Source organism: Lentibacter algarum (assembly GCF_018860975.1).
Taxonomy (GTDB): domain Bacteria; phylum Pseudomonadota; class Alphaproteobacteria; order Rhodobacterales; family Rhodobacteraceae; genus Lentibacter; species Lentibacter algarum_A.
Window position 1 is genome coordinate 117,549 of the sequence record NZ_JAHKQI010000006.1, and the last position, 16,558, is coordinate 134,106.

The 16,558-nt window shown below is 55.4% G+C and carries 18 protein-coding genes; 11 read left to right on the top strand and 7 right to left on the bottom strand.

The annotated features are described in order from the left end of the window. Positions 1–177: 177 nt before the first annotated feature. Positions 178–1,167, top strand: a complete 990-nt coding sequence (locus tag KO498_RS08875; RefSeq protein WP_215959554.1) for a Hint domain-containing protein — start codon at positions 178–180, stop codon at positions 1,165–1,167. An 18-nt stretch (positions 1,168–1,185) separates the two neighbouring features. Here KO498_RS08875 and KO498_RS08880 read toward each other — a convergent pair whose 3' ends face one another. Genes KO498_RS08880 through KO498_RS08890 form a run of 3 tightly spaced genes read right to left on the bottom strand, consistent with a single transcriptional unit; the run spans position 1,186 to position 4,694 of the window. Continuing rightward, on the bottom strand, positions 1,186–2,556 hold the full coding sequence (locus KO498_RS08880; RefSeq protein ID WP_215959555.1) for a sensor histidine kinase: 1,371 nt from the start codon (positions 2,554–2,556) through the stop codon (positions 1,186–1,188). A gap of 15 nt (positions 2,557–2,571) precedes the next feature. Continuing rightward, on the bottom strand, positions 2,572–3,963 hold the full coding sequence (locus tag KO498_RS08885; protein ID WP_215959556.1) for a dihydrolipoyl dehydrogenase family protein: 1,392 nt from the start codon (positions 3,961–3,963) through the stop codon (positions 2,572–2,574). Next, the gene (locus KO498_RS08890; protein WP_436835926.1) at positions 3,963–4,694 is read right to left on the bottom strand and encodes a TVP38/TMEM64 family protein; all 732 of its coding nucleotides are present in this window, start codon (positions 4,692–4,694) and stop codon (positions 3,963–3,965) included. Before KO498_RS08890 ends, KO498_RS08885 begins: the two co-directional genes overlap by 1 nt. A 327-nt stretch (positions 4,695–5,021) precedes the next feature. On the opposite strand from KO498_RS08890, the gene rpmH reads away from it, so the two are divergent. The 3 genes from rpmH (at position 5,022) to yidD (ending at position 5,833) form a co-directional block, all read left to right on the top strand. Further along, complete coding sequence (gene rpmH / locus KO498_RS08895) at positions 5,022–5,156, top strand: 50S ribosomal protein L34 (RefSeq protein ID WP_215959558.1); 135 nt, start codon at positions 5,022–5,024, stop codon at positions 5,154–5,156. 102 nt (positions 5,157–5,258) lie between these two features. Further along, entirely contained in the window at positions 5,259–5,615 is a 357-nt protein-coding gene (gene rnpA, locus KO498_RS08900) for a ribonuclease P protein component (protein ID WP_215959559.1), read from the top strand. Beyond that, the gene (gene yidD / locus KO498_RS08905; RefSeq protein WP_215959560.1) at positions 5,612–5,833 is read left to right on the top strand and encodes a membrane protein insertion efficiency factor YidD; all 222 of its coding nucleotides are present in this window, start codon (positions 5,612–5,614) and stop codon (positions 5,831–5,833) included. Before rnpA ends, yidD begins: the two co-directional genes overlap by 4 nt. A gap of 97 nt (positions 5,834–5,930) precedes the next feature. Here yidD and KO498_RS08910 read toward each other — a convergent pair whose 3' ends face one another. After that, complete coding sequence (locus tag KO498_RS08910) at positions 5,931–6,845, bottom strand: LysR substrate-binding domain-containing protein (RefSeq protein WP_215959561.1); 915 nt, start codon at positions 6,843–6,845, stop codon at positions 5,931–5,933. A gap of 91 nt (positions 6,846–6,936) precedes the next feature. Between KO498_RS08910 and KO498_RS08915 the strand changes: the two genes are divergently transcribed. From KO498_RS08915 to KO498_RS08945, 7 genes are all read left to right on the top strand, one after another. After that, on the top strand, positions 6,937–7,746 hold the full coding sequence (locus KO498_RS08915) for a HalD/BesD family halogenase (protein ID WP_215959562.1): 810 nt from the start codon (positions 6,937–6,939) through the stop codon (positions 7,744–7,746). 26 nt (positions 7,747–7,772) lie between these two features. Beyond that, positions 7,773–9,035 (top strand): M24 family metallopeptidase, encoded by a 1,263-nt coding sequence (locus KO498_RS08920; protein WP_215959563.1) that lies wholly within the window; start codon positions 7,773–7,775, stop codon positions 9,033–9,035. A gap of 35 nt (positions 9,036–9,070) precedes the next feature. Further along, positions 9,071–9,292, top strand: coding sequence for a hypothetical protein (locus tag KO498_RS08925; protein WP_215959564.1), 222 nt, complete (start codon positions 9,071–9,073; stop codon positions 9,290–9,292). Beyond that, complete coding sequence (locus KO498_RS08930) at positions 9,289–10,029, top strand: phosphate/phosphite/phosphonate ABC transporter substrate-binding protein (protein WP_215959565.1); 741 nt, start codon at positions 9,289–9,291, stop codon at positions 10,027–10,029. Before KO498_RS08925 ends, KO498_RS08930 begins: the two co-directional genes overlap by 4 nt. 99 nt (positions 10,030–10,128) lie before the next feature. Further along, the gene (locus KO498_RS08935) at positions 10,129–11,613 is read left to right on the top strand and encodes an aromatic amino acid lyase (RefSeq protein WP_354667651.1); all 1,485 of its coding nucleotides are present in this window, start codon (positions 10,129–10,131) and stop codon (positions 11,611–11,613) included. 200 nt (positions 11,614–11,813) lie between these two features. Continuing rightward, positions 11,814–12,962, top strand: a complete 1,149-nt coding sequence (locus tag KO498_RS08940; RefSeq protein ID WP_215959567.1) for an aromatic ring-hydroxylating oxygenase subunit alpha — start codon at positions 11,814–11,816, stop codon at positions 12,960–12,962. Continuing rightward, on the top strand, positions 12,959–13,168 hold the full coding sequence (locus tag KO498_RS08945) for a hypothetical protein (RefSeq protein ID WP_215959568.1): 210 nt from the start codon (positions 12,959–12,961) through the stop codon (positions 13,166–13,168). Before KO498_RS08940 ends, KO498_RS08945 begins: the two co-directional genes overlap by 4 nt. Positions 13,169–13,234: 66 nt before the next feature. Here the strand turns inward: KO498_RS08945 and KO498_RS08950 are convergent, their stop codons facing one another. From KO498_RS08950 to KO498_RS08960, 3 genes are read right to left on the bottom strand one after another with little or no spacing between them, the layout of a single operon-like run. Beyond that, positions 13,235–14,032: a transglutaminase family protein gene (locus tag KO498_RS08950; RefSeq protein ID WP_215959569.1), complete on the bottom strand. Its 798-nt coding sequence runs from the start codon at positions 14,030–14,032 to the stop codon at positions 13,235–13,237. Between the two features lie 9 nt (positions 14,033–14,041). Further along, positions 14,042–14,983: an alpha-E domain-containing protein gene (locus KO498_RS08955; RefSeq protein WP_215959570.1), complete on the bottom strand. Its 942-nt coding sequence runs from the start codon at positions 14,981–14,983 to the stop codon at positions 14,042–14,044. 4 nt (positions 14,984–14,987) lie between these two features. Next, positions 14,988–16,415, bottom strand: a complete 1,428-nt coding sequence (locus tag KO498_RS08960; RefSeq protein ID WP_215959571.1) for a circularly permuted type 2 ATP-grasp protein — start codon at positions 16,413–16,415, stop codon at positions 14,988–14,990. Between the last annotated feature and the right edge of the window lie 143 nt (positions 16,416–16,558).

The following is a 16,558-nucleotide window of genomic DNA, read 5'->3' on the forward strand; positions in this document are numbered from 1 at the left end:
CTCGTCTTTGGCCTCTTTGTGAAGACAGCCTGCTTTGGCCTTCTCCGGCGTTCGCGCAGTCGCATAAAATTGTCTTAATTCAGACAATACCCAGTCACAAAGCTAGGGCAAACAGAGGGCGATGACCAACTAGCCTTCCTTTTTTAACCAGTTACCAAAGTATTGTGAAAGAACGCTATGCCATTTCTATATGTCTACTCCCCGAGTGATTTTGTCAGCACGCCGCCGGATGAGCTCGGCTCAAACGCTGACGGAACAGCCCCTTTCACTCTCACACTGGTTGCGGGAGCGACACCAACGGTTATCGAGATTTCTGATGATGATGCCGCCTTTGACGAGATCGACGGCACGCAGCAGACACTGACCAGTGCTGTTACGGTTGACGGCACGAGTTATGCCGCCGGCACATTCGTGAGCGCTGCATATGACATTATCAACACCACCACAGGACACATGCTCACCGGGTTTCATTTTGGCGGGGATGGCTATCAACAAGGTGCGATTGACGGCATGGCCTCAACCACCATGCTTGTGCCCGGGCAAACCTATACATTTGACACCGAGCGCACGTCACACAATCAGAACACGCCTTATACAGATTATGTCGCCTGCTTCACCAAGGGAACTCTTGTCGACACCCCCGACGGGCCGGTGCCGATAGAAGCCCTACGTGAGGGCGATCTTATCAACACCTATGAAACCGGGCCCCAGCCTTTGATCTGGGTTGGCCACCGTCGCGTTGATGCCGAAGGCAAGTTTGCCCCGATCAGGTTTGAAGCCGGCGCCATCGACAATGAGAGCTCACTAGAAGTGTCTCCTGAACACCGTATGTTGGTGCGCGGGGGCGATGTGCAACTGCTGTTCGGTGAGAACGAAGTCTTGATGCCTGCCAAAGCCTTGGTCAACGGGCGCGACGTGACACAGCGCAGCGGCGGAGAGGTGACGTATTTTCACTTGCTGTTTGAAGATCACCAAGTTGTTTTTACACATGGAGCGCTTTCAGAATCCCTGTTGCTGTCAGAGGCATCTTCAGCGGGTTTTTCCTGTGCTGCCAGCAGAGAGGCCTTGAGCATTCTCGGCGAGCAGGTGCCAAAGCCCATGCAAGCCTCGCGGCTTTGTCTGAAAAAACACGAAAGCGCGCTAATTGCTGCATTGCGGGCCGCTTAACGCGTTGTTTGCCTGTCTTTAGCGGTTCAAACGAATCACAAACTCGGTTCCGGTTTCGTCGCTCTTTTGCAGCAGCAGCTCGCCGCCGTGGCCTCGGATCAGCTCGGCTGAAATCGCCAAGCCAAGCCCCGAACCGCCTTTGCTTACCCCGCCCTGAAACGCAGCGAACAAATGTTCGCGCGCTTTGGGCGGCAGGCCGGGGCCATTGTCAGAAACTGTGATCTCTACGCAGTCTTCTGTTTGCGCGGCTTGCACGCGCACTTCGCCTGCTTTTCCGCTGCTAACAATAGCTTGGCGGGCGTTGCGCACGAGGTTCGCGATCACGCGGTAGAGCTGCTCGTTGTCGGCCATAAGCGTAAAACCCGGTGAGATATCTTCTACAAACGCCACCTCAGCGTCTGTGCTCGCAAGCCTTTCGGAAGCAAAAATATCATTGATGATTTCGCTTAGTTCGAGGCTCGCCAGCCGTGGTGCCGGCTCTTCTGCTTTGCCAAAAGTAAGCGTGGTTTCGCAGAGCTTCACCGCGCGGGTGATCGAGCCAACAAGCTTAGGCGCCATGCGCGTCACCACTGGGTCTTCGCTCATCTCGATACGGTCGGTAAACAGTTGCGCCGACGTCAGAATGTTGCGCAGATCATGGCTGATCTTGGCAACAGCCGAGCCGAGCTGTGCTAGCCGCTCTTTCTGTTTGAGCGAGGAGGTCAGCTGGGTTTCGAGCTTGAGAAGCGCCTCTTCGGCCTCGCGCAGCTCTGAAATGCTGGCACTTGGCTTGATCACATTGCGGGCATCTTCAGGGTTGTTGGCATAGGCCTGCATATCGCCCACAACCCGTTTGATAGGCTGCACCATAAGTCTGCGCACCGCGACAAACAGCATGATCGCCGTGATCACCGAAATCACTGCTGACAGGAGCAGAATACGCAACCCGTAGTCGATCATCGCCATACGCAAAGGGCCGGTATTGAGCGAGACCTCGATCATAAGCCCGGCATCACGCACCGGGTTTCCGATCACGCGGATCACCCTTTCCTCGCGGTCAAACACGCGGCTCATCGCGTCGCGGATCAGTTCGAGCGCAGACGCGTCACGCAGATCAAACGTCTTGTGAATAGGCTGCGGCATTGGCGCAGACAGGATAAGCTGCCGCGCCTCGTCGCGTCTGAGCACGACATTGAACACCTCGGCATTTAGCAGCAACTCTTCCTCGAGGTCGGCTTCGATCGAGTCATCTGCCAGCAGCGCCAGCGAGGCGATTTGCCCGCGCTCAAGGCGGCTGAGCAGATAATCCTCCCTAAAACGCGCGACCGAGGGCACAAAGATCATGATCTCGGCCAGCATCACAAAAATGATGGTCAGGATCAGAAACCGCCCTGAAAGTGTGTTGTGCATCGTGCCTATAGCCCTTTATGGAAGCCAGCGCTGCACTGCGCCGACCACTCGTTTGACCATCTTACTCTCAAACAGGCGCGGAGAGAAATAGGCCCCTGCGACGCGTTTGTTGATTTCACCTATCGTCGGATATGGTGCAACCATCGCCGCGATCTGGCCCATTTTCATGTTGTTGGCCAGCGCCAGCGCCCATGTGTTGATCAGCTCGCCCGCTTGGTGCCCGACGATTGTGGCACCAACCGGCCTGCCTTTGACGATCATCACCTTGATAAAGCCCGTGGTTTGCCCTTCGGCTATCGCTCGGTCATTGCCGGAGTAGTCAAAGCGGACAACCTCAAGCCTGTCGCCGTGTTCTTCACGTGCTTGCGCTTCTGTCAGCCCGACCTGGCTCAGCTCAGGCGCGGTATATGTCGCCCAAGGGATGTGGCTATGCTTGGCTTTTGCCGGCAATCCAAACAGCGCCGAGCGGATGATGATACCGGCGTGATACCCCGCGACATGGGTGAACTGTAGCCCACCCGCGACATCGCCAATCGCGTAGACTTTACGATTGGTCGTTTTCAGCGATGCATCGACTTTGATGCCTGTGCGCGTGGTCTCAATGCCGGCAGCCTCAAGGCTGAGCTTGTCGATATTTGCCTTGCGACCAACAGCCATAAGCAGGTGCGTGCCTTTGAAAACACGGCCATCCTTGGCCTCAACCTCAATGGCGCCATCCTTGCCGCGTATCTCGGCTGCAAGCGCATCTTCTTCAATGGCAATGCCTTCACCACGCAGAGCCTCAAGCAGCACCGCGGCGGCTTCAGGGTCGTCTTTGCCCAGTGCTTTCATGCCTTCAATCACGGTCACTTCACTGCCCAAGCGCCGATGTGCTTGCGCCATTTCCATGCCGATCGGGCCGCCGCCGATGATCAGCAAATGATCTGGCCGCTCTTGCAGCTCAAATATGGTTTCATTGGTCTGGTATGGCACGGTGTCCAGCCCCGGGATCGGCGGCACCAATGGCGAGGAGCCTGTGGCGATCACAACCCGCCGGGCTTTGATCTCATAGTCGCCAGCAACAACGGTTTCTGCATCTTTGAAACTGCCGTAGCTTTCGATCACCCGCACGCCGAGGCTTTCAAACCGCTCAACCGAGTCGTGTGGTGCGATGGTGCCGATAACCTTGTGCACATGTGCCTTGGCGGCTTTGTAATCGGCTTTGCTTGCTTTGCCTTTGGCGTGGGCCTTCTTGCCCTCGCTGAGCAACGCCTTGGACGGCACGCAGCCATAGTTGAGGCAGTCACCGCCCATTTTGTGGCCTTCAAGCAGCACCACGTCAGCGCCCATCTGCGAAGCCCCGGCGGCAACTGACAAGCCGCCAGAGCCGCCGCCGATAACCAGAAGATCAGTCGTAATCGTTTCCATTAGATACTCTTTCCGCCGCGCAGGGCTTTTATGACAATCGGCAGCGCAGCAAGCGCGCAGAGGCCGAGGATAGGCAGGAGAATATGTGGCTCGAAGATGATGCCGAGGTTGGGGGTTTCACCACTGGCGAAGACTTCGCCAAGCCCCGCACCAACAGAGGTGTAAACAACCGCGCCGGGGATGATCCCGAGAAAGGTGCTGACCACAAAGCGTTGCAACGACACGCCAACAAAGGCGGGCAACAGGTTTGCAACGAAGAACGGCACCGCAGGCACGAGGCGAATGAGAAACAGCATCGACCACTGGTTGTCGTTTATGCCGTCTTTGATCGCCTTGATCTTGCCATCAGAAGCTTCAAGCTTGGCACCAAGGCGCTCGCCCAGCCCCCAACGCGCCGCGAGGAAGATCAGCGTGGCACCAATGGTTGCGCCAGTGACGTTAAACAATGCTCCGGGGAAAGTGGCGAAGAGAAAGCCGCCTGTCAGTGTCGCAATGGTCGCCCCTGGCAGTGAGAAAGCCACGATCACGACATAAGCCGCCATAAACACCAGCACAGTGGCCAGGTAGTTGGCGTCGCGAAAGGCTATCAAAGCCTCGCGATTGTCGCGCAAGGCGTCAAAGCTAAGGTAGTCTTTAAGATAAATCGCACCCATGACAGCCGCCAGGCCGATCAGCACCAGCGGAAGCAACCGCGCAAAGGATGACTTCGCTTCTGGGGAATCATTCGTCATATTTGTCATTATCCTACTCCATGCTGCTGCATCTTACTGCGGCGGTGCATTCTATTAGGTTCAAAATGCCCAGACACCGGCAAAAACCCAACCCCGCTCACGGGCGCTTGATCACCCAGTGCCATTTTCGTGATAGGATTGCGGCTTATCCGCTGAACTGTAACAATTGTCACAGCAAAACACGGCACCACCCCGCCACTTTGTTGCAAAAATTGCTCGGTTCACGTTTGACAGCGCATTAAGGCGCGCCTATAGAACGGCTTCAAGCATTCACGAGGCATCTGTGCGAGTCGCGCATACCTGCCTCACCAAACAGGAGAGTGAGCTATGAAGCGCACCTACCAACCAAGTAACCTCGTTCGCAAGCGCCGTCACGGTTTCCGCGCGCGTATGGCCACAAAAGCTGGCCGCAAGATCCTGAACAACCGCCGCGCACACGGCCGCAAGTCACTTAGCGCATAAGCTAAGTCGCCTCTTCGGAGGTGTAGGATTGCGAGAGATGTTTCAAAACCGCCTTGGCTTTGCTTGGGCGGTTTTCACTTGTTCTATCGGCTCTCTAAGGCCATGACAGCGCCTATGACACTCAAACCCGAGATATTGAAGAAACGCGCCGAGTTTTTGGCAGCGGCCCGTGCACGTCACAAAGGCACCAAGGGGCTGATGCTGCAAGGGCTCAAGCGTGAAGACGGCTTTGAAGCGCTGCGCGTTGGTTTCACCTGCTCCAAGAAAGTCGGCAACGCCGTCGCGCGCAACCGCGCCAAACGCCGCTTGCGTGAGGTTGCCCGCATGGTGCTGCCCGAGCATGGCCGCGCCGGCTGGGATTATGTGCTGATCGGGCGTGCTGGCGCGACAGCCGCTCGCCCGTTTGAAGAGCTCAAAGGCGATCTCATCTATGCGCTCAAAAAGGTGCATGAGAAATGACACCGTTAGCCTACATCCTCTCCCTTCCTGTGCGTTTCTATCGCTTGGTGTTCAGCCCATGGGTCGGCAACTCATGCCGGTATGATCCGACATGCTCGGCCTATTCCCTCGAAGCCTACCGCAAACACGGCGGCATCAAAGGCACCTACCTAACACTCCGCCGCATAGGCCGGTGTCACCCGTGGGGCGGCAGCGGTGTGGATGACGTGCCTGACTAAATAAAAAAACACTGAAGCCCGCTTTGCGGGACGCAAGCTGCCGTTCGCTGCCGTTCGCTGCCGGGGCATCAAAGTCGGCTTCGCTCCAACTTAACGCTCACAGGTTATCAAGCTTTTCCGGTTTCGGCTCAAGCGATGCAAATATCTTCTTGGTAAGCTTCGTTTGCCGCTTCGCATGTGGGCAGATCGCAACATAAGAGTGTGTCATTGGCAGTGCGATATCAGAAGGCACAACCAAGCGCCCCGCCTCGACATCCTCTTTCAAAAAACTTCTGGGGGCCAGCGCAACCCCAAGCCCACGTCGCGCGGCAGAGATGACAAGTGAGGTGTCGCTGAACGAAAAACCAGCCGTATCGGCAAAACCCTCGGGCGTCCCAGTAGATTGAAACCAGTCTTCCCAACTTGGTTCAGACGCAAATGCCGGCCCCCAACGATTGTGCAAAAAATAGCGTGCCGGAACATCGCTCAATGTATTGCCAAGATTCTTGTAGCTCTCCCAAAATTCGGGGCTGCATGTCGGGACCGCGACATCCGCAAGGATCTCAAACCGGTAGTATTCCTTGTAGTACCTGGAATCGTAAGTCAGTCGCAGGTCTACACCGGATTGTTCAAAGTCAATCGGATCATGTTCCACACGAATATCAAGCGAAACCTCTAGCCCCTCGCTGATCTGGGCCAATCGTGGAAGCAACCAGAACTCGGACATCGCCGGCAACACACTGATAACGAACTGCCCCCGTTTCCGACTGCGTTGGAGCTTTTCGCTCGTGTGTGAGAGCTGCTCCAATGCGCCCGCGACGTCAGGGTAAATTGACTCACCAGCGTCTGTCAGGAAAATCTTGTTGCCGAGCCGCAAGAATAATTCTTTGCCGTAATAGGTCTCAAGGTTTTTCACTTGCAGGCTCACCGCTGCCGAGCTCACGCCAAGCTCTTTGCCAGCTTGGACAAATCCGCCACAGCGGGCCGCACATTCAAATGATCGCAACGCGTTTAGAGGAAGATGATCAGCCATTCTAGCACCAGTTTTTCTTATGATACCTAACAATTATGTTAGTTGCTACAGCCGTTACATCGGGCCTAATTTGCGGTCAAGGAGACACAAAATGCATACCTTAATTGATCTCGAACGCTTTCCCATCGACCGACCGGAGAGCCCAGAATACGCGGCGCTTGTGGCGCAATGTCAGGCGGACCTTGCGGCAGATGGCATGTTTAATCTTGTAGGTTTTTTGCGGCCCGAGCAGGCACAATTGGCCGCCGACCAACTGAAGCCCGAAATCGCCAAGAACAGCTATACGCATAGTCGCAAGCATAACATCTATTTCAAGAAAGAACTCAGCGATCTTCCAGCAGACCACCCAGCCTTGACCGAATTTCAGACAATAAATCATACGCTCTGTGCGGATCAGCTAGCAGATAGTGCGGTCACGACAATCTATCAGTGGCAACCGCTGGTGACGTTTCTTGCATTGACGATGGGCAAGGACAAATTGTTCACGATGGCCGATCCGATGGCAAAGGTGAATGTCATGGCCTACCACGCTGGCGAGACTTTGAACTGGCATTTTGACCGATCCGAATTCACCACGACGCTGCTGCTGCAAGCGCCGGATGCCGGGGGTGACTTCGAATACCGCACGGACCTTCGAACGGCGGATGACCCTAATTATGACGGGGTGGCAAAGCTGTTACAGGGGCAAGATCCGGATCTGAAGTCGATCACACCGACACCCGGAACGTTGAATGTCTTTCGCGGGATCAACACGCCACACCGCGTGACCAAAATCCAAGGCGATCGTGACCGCATCATCGCCGTTTATTCGTTTTATGACCGCCCCGATGTGGTCTTTTCGCCCGAGGAACAGATCGGGTTTTACGGCCGCACAACTGCCGTCCAAAACCACCAGTCCTAGAAGTCTGCGCACAGGAAACCACCATAATGAACACTGTCGAAGCCGCCTTTAAGGATGATCGCAAGCTGACTTATCTAAATAGTGAAGGTGCCGACAAACCCTTGATCAGCCCTGTGCCTGATACGGTTCTGGATGACGCACGCAAATACCGGCTGGGGCGGTTCCGCGACCAGATGGCAAAACACGATGTCGCCGCTTTATTGCTCTATGACCCGATCAACATTCGCTATGCGTTTGACAGCTCGAACATGCAAATCTGGACGACGCATAATCCGATGCGCTACGCTATGATATTAGCTGACGGGCCCGCGATAATGTGGGAATTCAAAGGCTGTGAACATCTGAACGACGGTCTCCCCGGGATCGACGAAGTTCGCACAGCGATTTCTTGGATGTTCATGGCAAAGGGCGACAAAGCAGAAAGCTGCATTGCACCGTGGGCCGATGAACTGGTTGCACTTGTCCGCGAACATGGCGGTAGCAACTCCCGCATCGCCATCGACAAACTTGACGCGCCGGGGGTGGCTGCGCTTGAAGATCGAGGGCTGACTTACGTCGAGGGCACCGAGCTGACAGAGCTGGCACGAGCGATCAAGTCCCCGTCCGAAATTGAACTGATGCGCTGGACGATCCGCGTGTGCGAAGCGGGGATGGCCCGCATTTATGACCATTCCATTCCCGGCACGACGGAACGCGAACTTTGGGCGCATCTGCATTTTGAGAACGCGCGCTCTGGCGGTGATTGGCTGGAGACCAAACTGCTGACCTGCGGCCCGCATACAAACCCTTGGTATAAGGAATGTTCTGACCGGATCTGCCAATCGGGTGAAATGATCTCGTTTGATACGGACATGATTGGCCCTTATGGCTATTGCGCCGATCTGTCGCGCAGTTGGACCTGTGGCTACACCCCGATGAACGACACGCAAAGGCGGCTATATGCAACGGCCCGCGATCAGATCGAACATAATCTCGCGCTGGTGATCCCTGGCATGAGTTATGCAGAGTATAACGCCAAAAGCTGGCGCATCCCTGCCGCTCATACGGACTATCGCTATTCGTTGGCGCTGCACGGCGTGGGCATGGCAGATGAGTATCCCGTTGTGCCGCTGCACGTCGATTTTGACGAGACATCCGCAGCAACTGGGCATCTTGAACCCGGTATGGTCGTCTGTGTCGAGAGTCTGATTGCTGAGACGGGATCAGAAAGCATCAAGCTTGAAACCCAGGTTTTGGTCACTGAAACCGGCTATGAAAGGCTTGATACCTTTCCGTGGGAAGACGTGTGAGCTGCGCGCCGATCAGCGGATCAAGGGCAGAAGCCTTGCTGGACTTTGACCTAGGGGTGCATTCGTTTCCCACCAGCACCACCGCTCTTTTGGCCCAGCCCTTGTTCGACCAAGGCCTGAAATGGTGCTTTGGTTTCAACCAGGAAGAGGCGCTGAAGCAGGTTCATGCGGAGTTCCCCGAACATCAGGATGTCATGGCGCTTTTGGTTGAGGCGACGTGCAGCAGGCCGCCATCTAACGCAAGGATCGCCTCATGATCGCAAGCCTTCCCATGTACGACCGGCCCGAGTTAGCCGCAGCCCATCGGCGGTTCTGGGATCTCGTTCGGCGCGGCCTGCACAGACATGGCATTGACGCGCCCCAAGCGCTGTCGCAGCGCGATGATCTGATGGCGGTATGGAGCGACCCCGCGATGGTACTTGCCCAGACCTGTGGCATGCCTTACCGCAAGTTGTTGCACGGCAAAGTCAATTTGGTCGGCACCCCGGATTATCGCCTTAAGGGTTGCCCTGAGGGCCATTATTACAGCGTGTTTGTGGTGCGAAAGGATGATCCGCGGACAACCTTGCAAGACTATGCGGCGGCGACATTTGCCTTCAACGAAGAGAATTCGCAGTCCGGATTTGCCGCGCCTTTAAACCACGGCGCCGCAGCAGGTGTTACGTTCCCCAAACGTATTCAGTCGTTTGGCCATGCCCTTTCTGCCCAGATGGTCGCATCGGGAAAGGCAGACATTGCAGCACTGGATGCGGTGACCTGGCGGTTAATCAAACGCTATGACGCGTTTGCAAATGATCTGCGCGTACTTAAAATCACAGCACCCACAACACCGGTTCTGCCCTTTATCACCTCTACACATCATAACCCCGAACTGGTGTTTGATGCCGTCGAACAGGGCATTGACCAATTGTCAGACACGGATAGAGCCACCCTTGGACTTTTCGGCATCGTTAGGATTCCGGCGTCAGAGTATCTGGCTGTGCCCAACCCTTAATCACGGGCCCTTAATCCCCAACCCTCAAACACGGGCCCGCTCCATTCTCGCGGAGCAGGCCTCCCAACATTTAGGAACAGTATTTTGACCAGCACCACTGTGAAATCCGCGTATTCTGAACACCTTACTCTTTCCGGCGTTGATCTTGATTGTGGGGCGCTTGTTCAGGCAGTTAGTCATGCGCAGAAAATACAAGTTCGTCCCGATTGTATGGATCAGGTTGCAAAACGCCGCGCGGCTGTCGACACAATCGTGCGTAAGGGCATTCCGTCTTATGGCATCACTACCGGTGTCGGATCGCAAAAAGATTTTGTGGTCTCCGAAGGCGAAGTTGCCGCCTATAATTTGCGTCTTGTAAACGCCCATGCAACCCGTATTCCCGGCCCTGTGCTGGCACCCGCAGTGGTGCGGGCCGCACTGATTGTTATGATCAACGAATTTGCGCAGGGGCATTCCGGCATCAGCCCGCAATTGCTAGAAACCATGATTGCGGCCTGCAACGACAACGAAATGCCGCAGATCGACGCCAGCGGGTCCGTTGGTGCATCTGATCTGGTGCCACTCGCCCAGATGGCGGTCTGGCTGCTGAACCTTGACGCGGCAAAGGCACAGGGCCTGCCAAAGGCAAAAGAAACGCTTTCATTGATCAACCACAACGCGGTGACATTGGCCCTTGGGGCCTTTGCAGTGGTCGAGCTGAAACAACAACTCGCGCTTTTTGATCTGGTCGGGGCCGTCACGCTCGAAGGTTTTTGCGGAAATCTTGGCGCGATGTCAGAGGCCGTAAATCAGGTTCACAAACGCCCCGGTCAACGCGCAAGCGCTGCGCGAATGCGCCATCATCTACGAGGCTCCAAACTTTGGTCGCCTGACGCTGCAAGACTTATTCAAGACCCTCTTAGCTTTCGGGCATTGTCACAAGTCCACGGAGCAGTAGCCGAAGCTGCAGACCGTATGGAAATGATCTGGGATCAAGAACTGAACACCGTCAATGATAACCCCATCATTGTGCCTGACATAAACGGCGCGGTGTCACACGCCAATATGGACACCACGCGGCTGACGCTTGCACTTGATACGATGCGACAGGCGCTTGGCAAACTCGCTGATCTGTCGGGCGAGCGCATCCAGAAACTTCAGTGGCCCGCATTTTCTGGCTTGCCAACGGGATTGGCCGAAAACAACGGAGCTGCGACAGGTGGCGTTCAGTTTCTAAACCTTGGTCATATTGCGTCGTCGTTGATCACATCAATGAAGATTTGGGCCCGCCCACACCTGCTTATTTCGGTAGGCCAACTTGCGGATGGTGTCGAAGATACCTCTGGTCATGCACTGCATGCGGTCCATGATTTGCAACGCCAGTTGGATACCGGCTGGAAGGTCGCCGCCCTTGAGATGAGCATTGCCGTTTGGGCGACCCACCGTCGTAAGATCCCGCTCGATTGTCTCGGGCAAGATGTGCGGCGCAGCTATGAGGCCATCCGCCCTCTGTTGCCCATTGGCACCGAAGGCGAACAGCAATTTGCCCTTTCCGAAGTTATCGACGCGGTTAAAGCACTCGCGACATCAAGCCAACAAACCTGACATTCGCTGCAAAGGTCACAAAGCTCGCTTTCTGTGCTGTTTGTCTCAATCCCGTGACAGCAAAACCAAAACGTCCCGAAAACTCTCACCAAGCTCGTAACCCCTTCAGAAACGTCGCCATGAGAAAAGTCACTGTCGCAGTGAGAAAAGTCAGCCGGCTCATTTCTGCTAGAATCCCTCTAACATAGGGAGACATCAACATGAGCACTGATCTGTCCGGCGTTATGCGCCCTGTCGCCAAGGCCAACGGCCTGCCCAACGAACATTACACTGACGAGCGCGTGTTCATGGAAGAGCGCGATGCGGTGCTTTACAACAACTGGTCGGGTATCGGAACCGAGGCTGATGTGCCCGAGAACGGTGATGCAAAGCCGATCGAGTTTATCGGTATGCCGCTGCTCCTAATTCGCGACACTGAAGGCCAAGTGCGGGTGTTTCAAAACACCTGTCGGCACCGCGGAATGATCCTTGTTTCCGAGCCCAAGAAGATCGAAGGCGCGATCCGCTGCCCCTATCATTCGTGGTGTTACTCAACCAAAGGCAAGCTCGTCGCGCAGCCGCATGTCGGCGGGCCGGGCATGAACACCCACAAAGACATGCCCAAAAGCGAGCTCGGGCTTTACGAGGTGCCAAGCTATATCTGGCTCGGGGTAATCTACGTTAACGCCTCAAATACGGCCCCGCCCTTTGAAGACGTGCATGCCGAGTTGCTGGAACGCTGGAAAGAGTTCGATGTTCCGATGTATCACGGAGGGGAAGACAGCCGCTTTGAACTTGAGGTTGATACCAACTGGAAGCTCGCAGTCGAGAACTACTGCGAGAGCTATCACCTGCCGTGGGTGCACCCCGGCCTTAACAGCTACTCACGGCTGGAAGACCACTACAACATTGAAGAATATGGCCACTACTCCGGACAGGGCACGCTGGTTTACCGTCAGCTCAAAGGCCAGATGGGCGAAACATTCCCCGACTTTCCGAACCTCTCGGACAAATGGAATGAAGGCGGCGAATACATCACCGTCTACCCCAACGTGCTGCTCGGTGTGCAGCGTGATCATGCCTTCGCGATCATCCTTGAGCCGAAGACCGTTGATACCACGACCGAGCATGTGCACCTGTTTTACGCCGAGCCAAAGGTTGATGAAGCCCTGCGCGCCAAGAACGCGACCCAGTGGAAAGGTGTGTTCATCGAAGACATCTTCGTGGTCGAAGGCATGCAAAAGGGGCGCTACGGGCGGGCTTTTGACGGCGGGCGTTTCTCTCCGGCGATGGACGGGCCGACGCATTGCTTTCATGACTGGATCGCACGGCAAATCACGGGGCACCGCCAGAAAATGGCCGCCGAGTGAGCGATCTCGACGCCCGCCTGCTCAAAGCTCATGCGATCGAGGACAACAGCGCCTTGATCGGCCTCTACACCGAGGCCGGCGAGCAAGCGCCTGAAGAGATCGCACGCGGGTTCTACCTCACCCACGCATTCATCTACGCCCTTGAAGCCGGTGATGCGCGCGCATCTGCCCTGCATGCCAGCCTCAAAGCCATGGGCCGCGTCTAGGCCTTCCCCTGTGGCGCGCCAGAAAATCTGCCTGTTTTCCGAGCCTTGAATGGCCTTCGTTCAAATCTATTGTTGCACTTGCAGCGACACGCTCATGTTTTCTGCCGAGTTTCCAATGCGCAGACCCGACATAGGCGCCGCCTCGCGTGAATCTCGCCCCACGGCAATTCGAACATAGCGTTCGTCGGCTGATATTCCGTTAGAAACGTCAAAGGACACCCAGCCCAGCCCGTCTATGTGCGCTTCAGCCCATGCATGGGTAGCGTCCTGGTCGATACGATCATCCATCCGCAAGTAACCGCTGATATAGCGTGCCGGAATACCCGCGTGGCGCAGGGCTGAAATGAAGATTTGCGCGTGGTCCTGACAGACGCCGCTGGCTGCGTTGAGCGCTTCTTCTGCTGTGGTTTTGACGTTGGTTTCCGACTGGCCGTAAGGCACCTTCGCCAAGATGGCTGCTGAAAGCGCGTGCAGTTCGTCCAGATCACCGGCGGGTGTTTTGATATGCTTGGCAAGTGCCCTGATACCCTTACCCGCAGTCGTGCGTGGCGTGCTTTGTCTGAACAGCCACAAAGGGGCCACTCCATAGGTTTTGCCATAGATGCCATCAGAGTTGTGGGTCTCGACCTCGCCTGCCACCGTGATCGAGATTTCGCTCACCCCGCTTTCGGCTTGCACGAGCATTGTGGTGTTGTTGAACTCGTCCTGAAACTGCAACTCTTCGGAACCGCCAGAGACACTCATAGCCCAGTTCAAAACGGTTTGGTTGTGGTCGGTTAAGGGTGTCAGGCGAACCTGCTGCAACCCGTAGCGCACAGGCTCGTCATAACTATAGGTCGTGGTATGCGATATCTTGAGTTTCATGAGGACAGCCTAACCATTGAACTGATAATCCTGCTCAATCTGGGATCCGATCGCGTTGTTGTCACGAATGAAACCCGCGATGAACTGGTGTAACCCGTCATCAAAAATCGTTTTGATGGTGTGGGCTCGCAGTTTGTTCAACTGCGCATCGACCAAATCGTACGAGGGCGCAGGTGCTCCGTAGTCTTTTGCGAGAAAGCCCAAATGCGCCTCGATTGCATGGCTTGCGGAGTTAAGCGATCTTGGAAACCGAGAATCAAGTATCATGAACTCCGCGATGTTGGCAGACGTCATGTTGCCCTCATTGAGCCACCTGAAAGCACGATGAGCCGAAACAGACCGCAGGATCGTCTCCCATTGCACGTTGTCGAGCGGAGAGCCAACAAAGCTCGCTGACGGAAGCAGCGTGTAGTATTTAACATCAATGATCCGTGCCGTGTTATCGGCGCGTTCGAGAGACGTTCCGATCTGTGCGAAGTCATAGATATCATTGCGCAGCATCGTGCCGTGCAGCGCCCCGCGCACCAAGGCGCTGTGGCGGCGCACTTCACCCAAAAGTGCAGGCAGCTCGGTTTCACGAACCGGGCGTTTCATAGCCGCCTTCATAACCATCCAGCTTTCGTTCACCGCCTCCCAGACTTCTGTTGTCAGGGCGGTTCGCACAAGGCGCGCGTTCATGCGGGCATTCGCGATGACGTTCATAACGCTCGACGGATTGCGCATGTCGCGCAGAAGGTAGTCGACGACATGAGCAGCGGCATAGCTGTCATAAATGTCGTCATATCCCGCGCGCACGCCAGCCGTTGTCACAACCGACTTCCACTCGGATTCAGAGTCGCTGGAGCGTGTCAGCGCAATGCGAAATCCGGCTTCGATCAGTCGGGCAGTGTTTTCACTGCGCTCCAGAAAGCGAAACATCCAGTAAAGGCCACCTGCGGTTTTGCCTAGCATCGCTCTAGTCCTCCAAAACCCAAGTGTCTTTCGTGCCGCCACCCTGCGAAGAATTCACCACAAGCGACCCTTCCTTGAGCGCAACACGTGTCAAACCTCCGGGTGTGATGTTTATTCCATCCGGTGAAACCAACACAAACGGGCGCAGATCAACGTGTCGCGGCGACAGTTCTTTCTTTGCAAAAATCGGCACTGTCGACAAAGACAGTGTTGGCTGTGCGATGTAGTTTTGCGGGTTTTTCTTTAGCTTCGCCGCGAAAGCCGCGATCTCTTTTTTGCTCGCGGCCGGGCCGACAAGCATGCCGTAACCGCCCGAGCCATGCACCTCTTTCACCACCAGCTCGGAGAGGTTTTCCAACACATATTTCAGCGCGTCCGGTTCTGAGCACCGATGTGTCAGCACGTTCTTCAAAAGCGCCTTTTCACCGGTGTAGAACTCAACAATTTCCGGCATGTAGGAATAGATAGCCTTGTCATCTGCAATGCCCGTTCCGGGTGCGTTGGCGATGGTGATATTGCCCGCGCGGTAAACATCCATGATGCCGGGCACACCCAACATCGAGTCCGGATTGAAGTTCAGCGGATCGAGATAGTCGTCGTCAATCCGCCGGTAAAGCACGTCAATGGGCGTGTAGCCCTGTGTTGTGCGCATCGCGACCCGGCCATCAACGACTTTCAGATCATGCCCTTCCACAAGCTCGACGCCCATCTGATCAGCGAGGAAGGAATGCTCGAAGTAGGCCGAGTTGTGAATGCCCGGCGTCAGGATAGCGACGGTGCATTTGTCGGTGCCGTTTACAGGCGCACAGGCCGCCAGCGAGCGGCGCAGGTTTTTAGGATAGTTGCTAACAGGCTGAACTTTGTTCTGGCTGAACAACTCGGGAAACATCTGCAGCATCGTTTCGCGGTTTTCCAGCATATAGGATACGCCCGAAGGCGTGCGCGCGTTGTCTTCCAGCACAAAAAAGTCGTCTTCGCCGGTGCGAACAATATCTGTTCCAACAATATGGGTGTATATATTTCCGGGTGGCGAAAAGCCCATCATCTGCGGCAAAAAGGCTTCGTTCCGGGCGATCAGCTCGGTCGGAATGACACCGGCGCGCAGAATCTCCTGACGGTTGTAGACATCATGCAGAAACATATTGATCGCGCGCACCCGCTGCTCGATCCCTTTGGACAACCTGCTCCATTCACGGTTCGCAATAATGCGCGGGATCAGATCAAACGGGATGAGCCGCTCCTGTGCAGCCAAGCGGCCATAGACATTGAATGTAATGCCGGTGCGCCTAAAAAACGCTTCTGCCTCTTTGGACTTCTTGATCAGGCGTGAGGGGTTCTCGGATGAAAACCAATTTTGATACTGCCGGTAAGGCTCTCTTACGCCATCTGAACCTTCAAGCATTTCGTCAAAGTGGTCTCGGGGTGTATCCATAGGTTAACCGTAGCTTAAAAAGCTCGATCTGCAACCTGTCGCTACCAAGAATTCGTAGCGACACTGAACCCGCCCCCTTATGTGCCTATTTTTTAGGCGGCCACAAAAAAGAATGCCCTTCAAAACACCGAATGGTTGCAAAT

Bases quoted from the DNA above. Each gene is read 5' to 3' on its own strand.
- KO498_RS08875 (WP_215959554.1), top strand. From the start codon at position 178: ATGCCATTTCTATATGTCTACTCCCCGAGTGATTTTGTCAGCACGCCG.
- KO498_RS08880 (WP_215959555.1), bottom strand. From the start codon at position 2,556: ATGCACAACACACTTTCAGGGCGGTTTCTGATCCTGACCATCATTTTT.
- KO498_RS08885 (WP_215959556.1), bottom strand. From the start codon at position 3,963: ATGGAAACGATTACGACTGATCTTCTGGTTATCGGCGGCGGCTCTGGC.
- KO498_RS08890 (WP_436835926.1), bottom strand. From the start codon at position 4,694: ATGACGAATGATTCCCCAGAAGCGAAGTCATCCTTTGCGCGGTTGCTT.
- rpmH (WP_215959558.1), top strand. From the start codon at position 5,022: ATGAAGCGCACCTACCAACCAAGTAACCTCGTTCGCAAGCGCCGTCAC.
- rnpA (WP_215959559.1), top strand. From the start codon at position 5,259: ATGACAGCGCCTATGACACTCAAACCCGAGATATTGAAGAAACGCGCC.
- yidD (WP_215959560.1), top strand. From the start codon at position 5,612: ATGACACCGTTAGCCTACATCCTCTCCCTTCCTGTGCGTTTCTATCGC.
- KO498_RS08910 (WP_215959561.1), bottom strand. From the start codon at position 6,845: ATGGCTGATCATCTTCCTCTAAACGCGTTGCGATCATTTGAATGTGCG.
- KO498_RS08915 (WP_215959562.1), top strand. From the start codon at position 6,937: ATGCATACCTTAATTGATCTCGAACGCTTTCCCATCGACCGACCGGAG.
- KO498_RS08920 (WP_215959563.1), top strand. From the start codon at position 7,773: ATGAACACTGTCGAAGCCGCCTTTAAGGATGATCGCAAGCTGACTTAT.
- KO498_RS08930 (WP_215959565.1), top strand. From the start codon at position 9,289: ATGATCGCAAGCCTTCCCATGTACGACCGGCCCGAGTTAGCCGCAGCC.
- KO498_RS08940 (WP_215959567.1), top strand. From the start codon at position 11,814: ATGAGCACTGATCTGTCCGGCGTTATGCGCCCTGTCGCCAAGGCCAAC.
- KO498_RS08950 (WP_215959569.1), bottom strand. From the start codon at position 14,032: ATGAAACTCAAGATATCGCATACCACGACCTATAGTTATGACGAGCCT.
- KO498_RS08955 (WP_215959570.1), bottom strand. From the start codon at position 14,983: ATGCTAGGCAAAACCGCAGGTGGCCTTTACTGGATGTTTCGCTTTCTG.
- KO498_RS08960 (WP_215959571.1), bottom strand. From the start codon at position 16,415: ATGGATACACCCCGAGACCACTTTGACGAAATGCTTGAAGGTTCAGAT.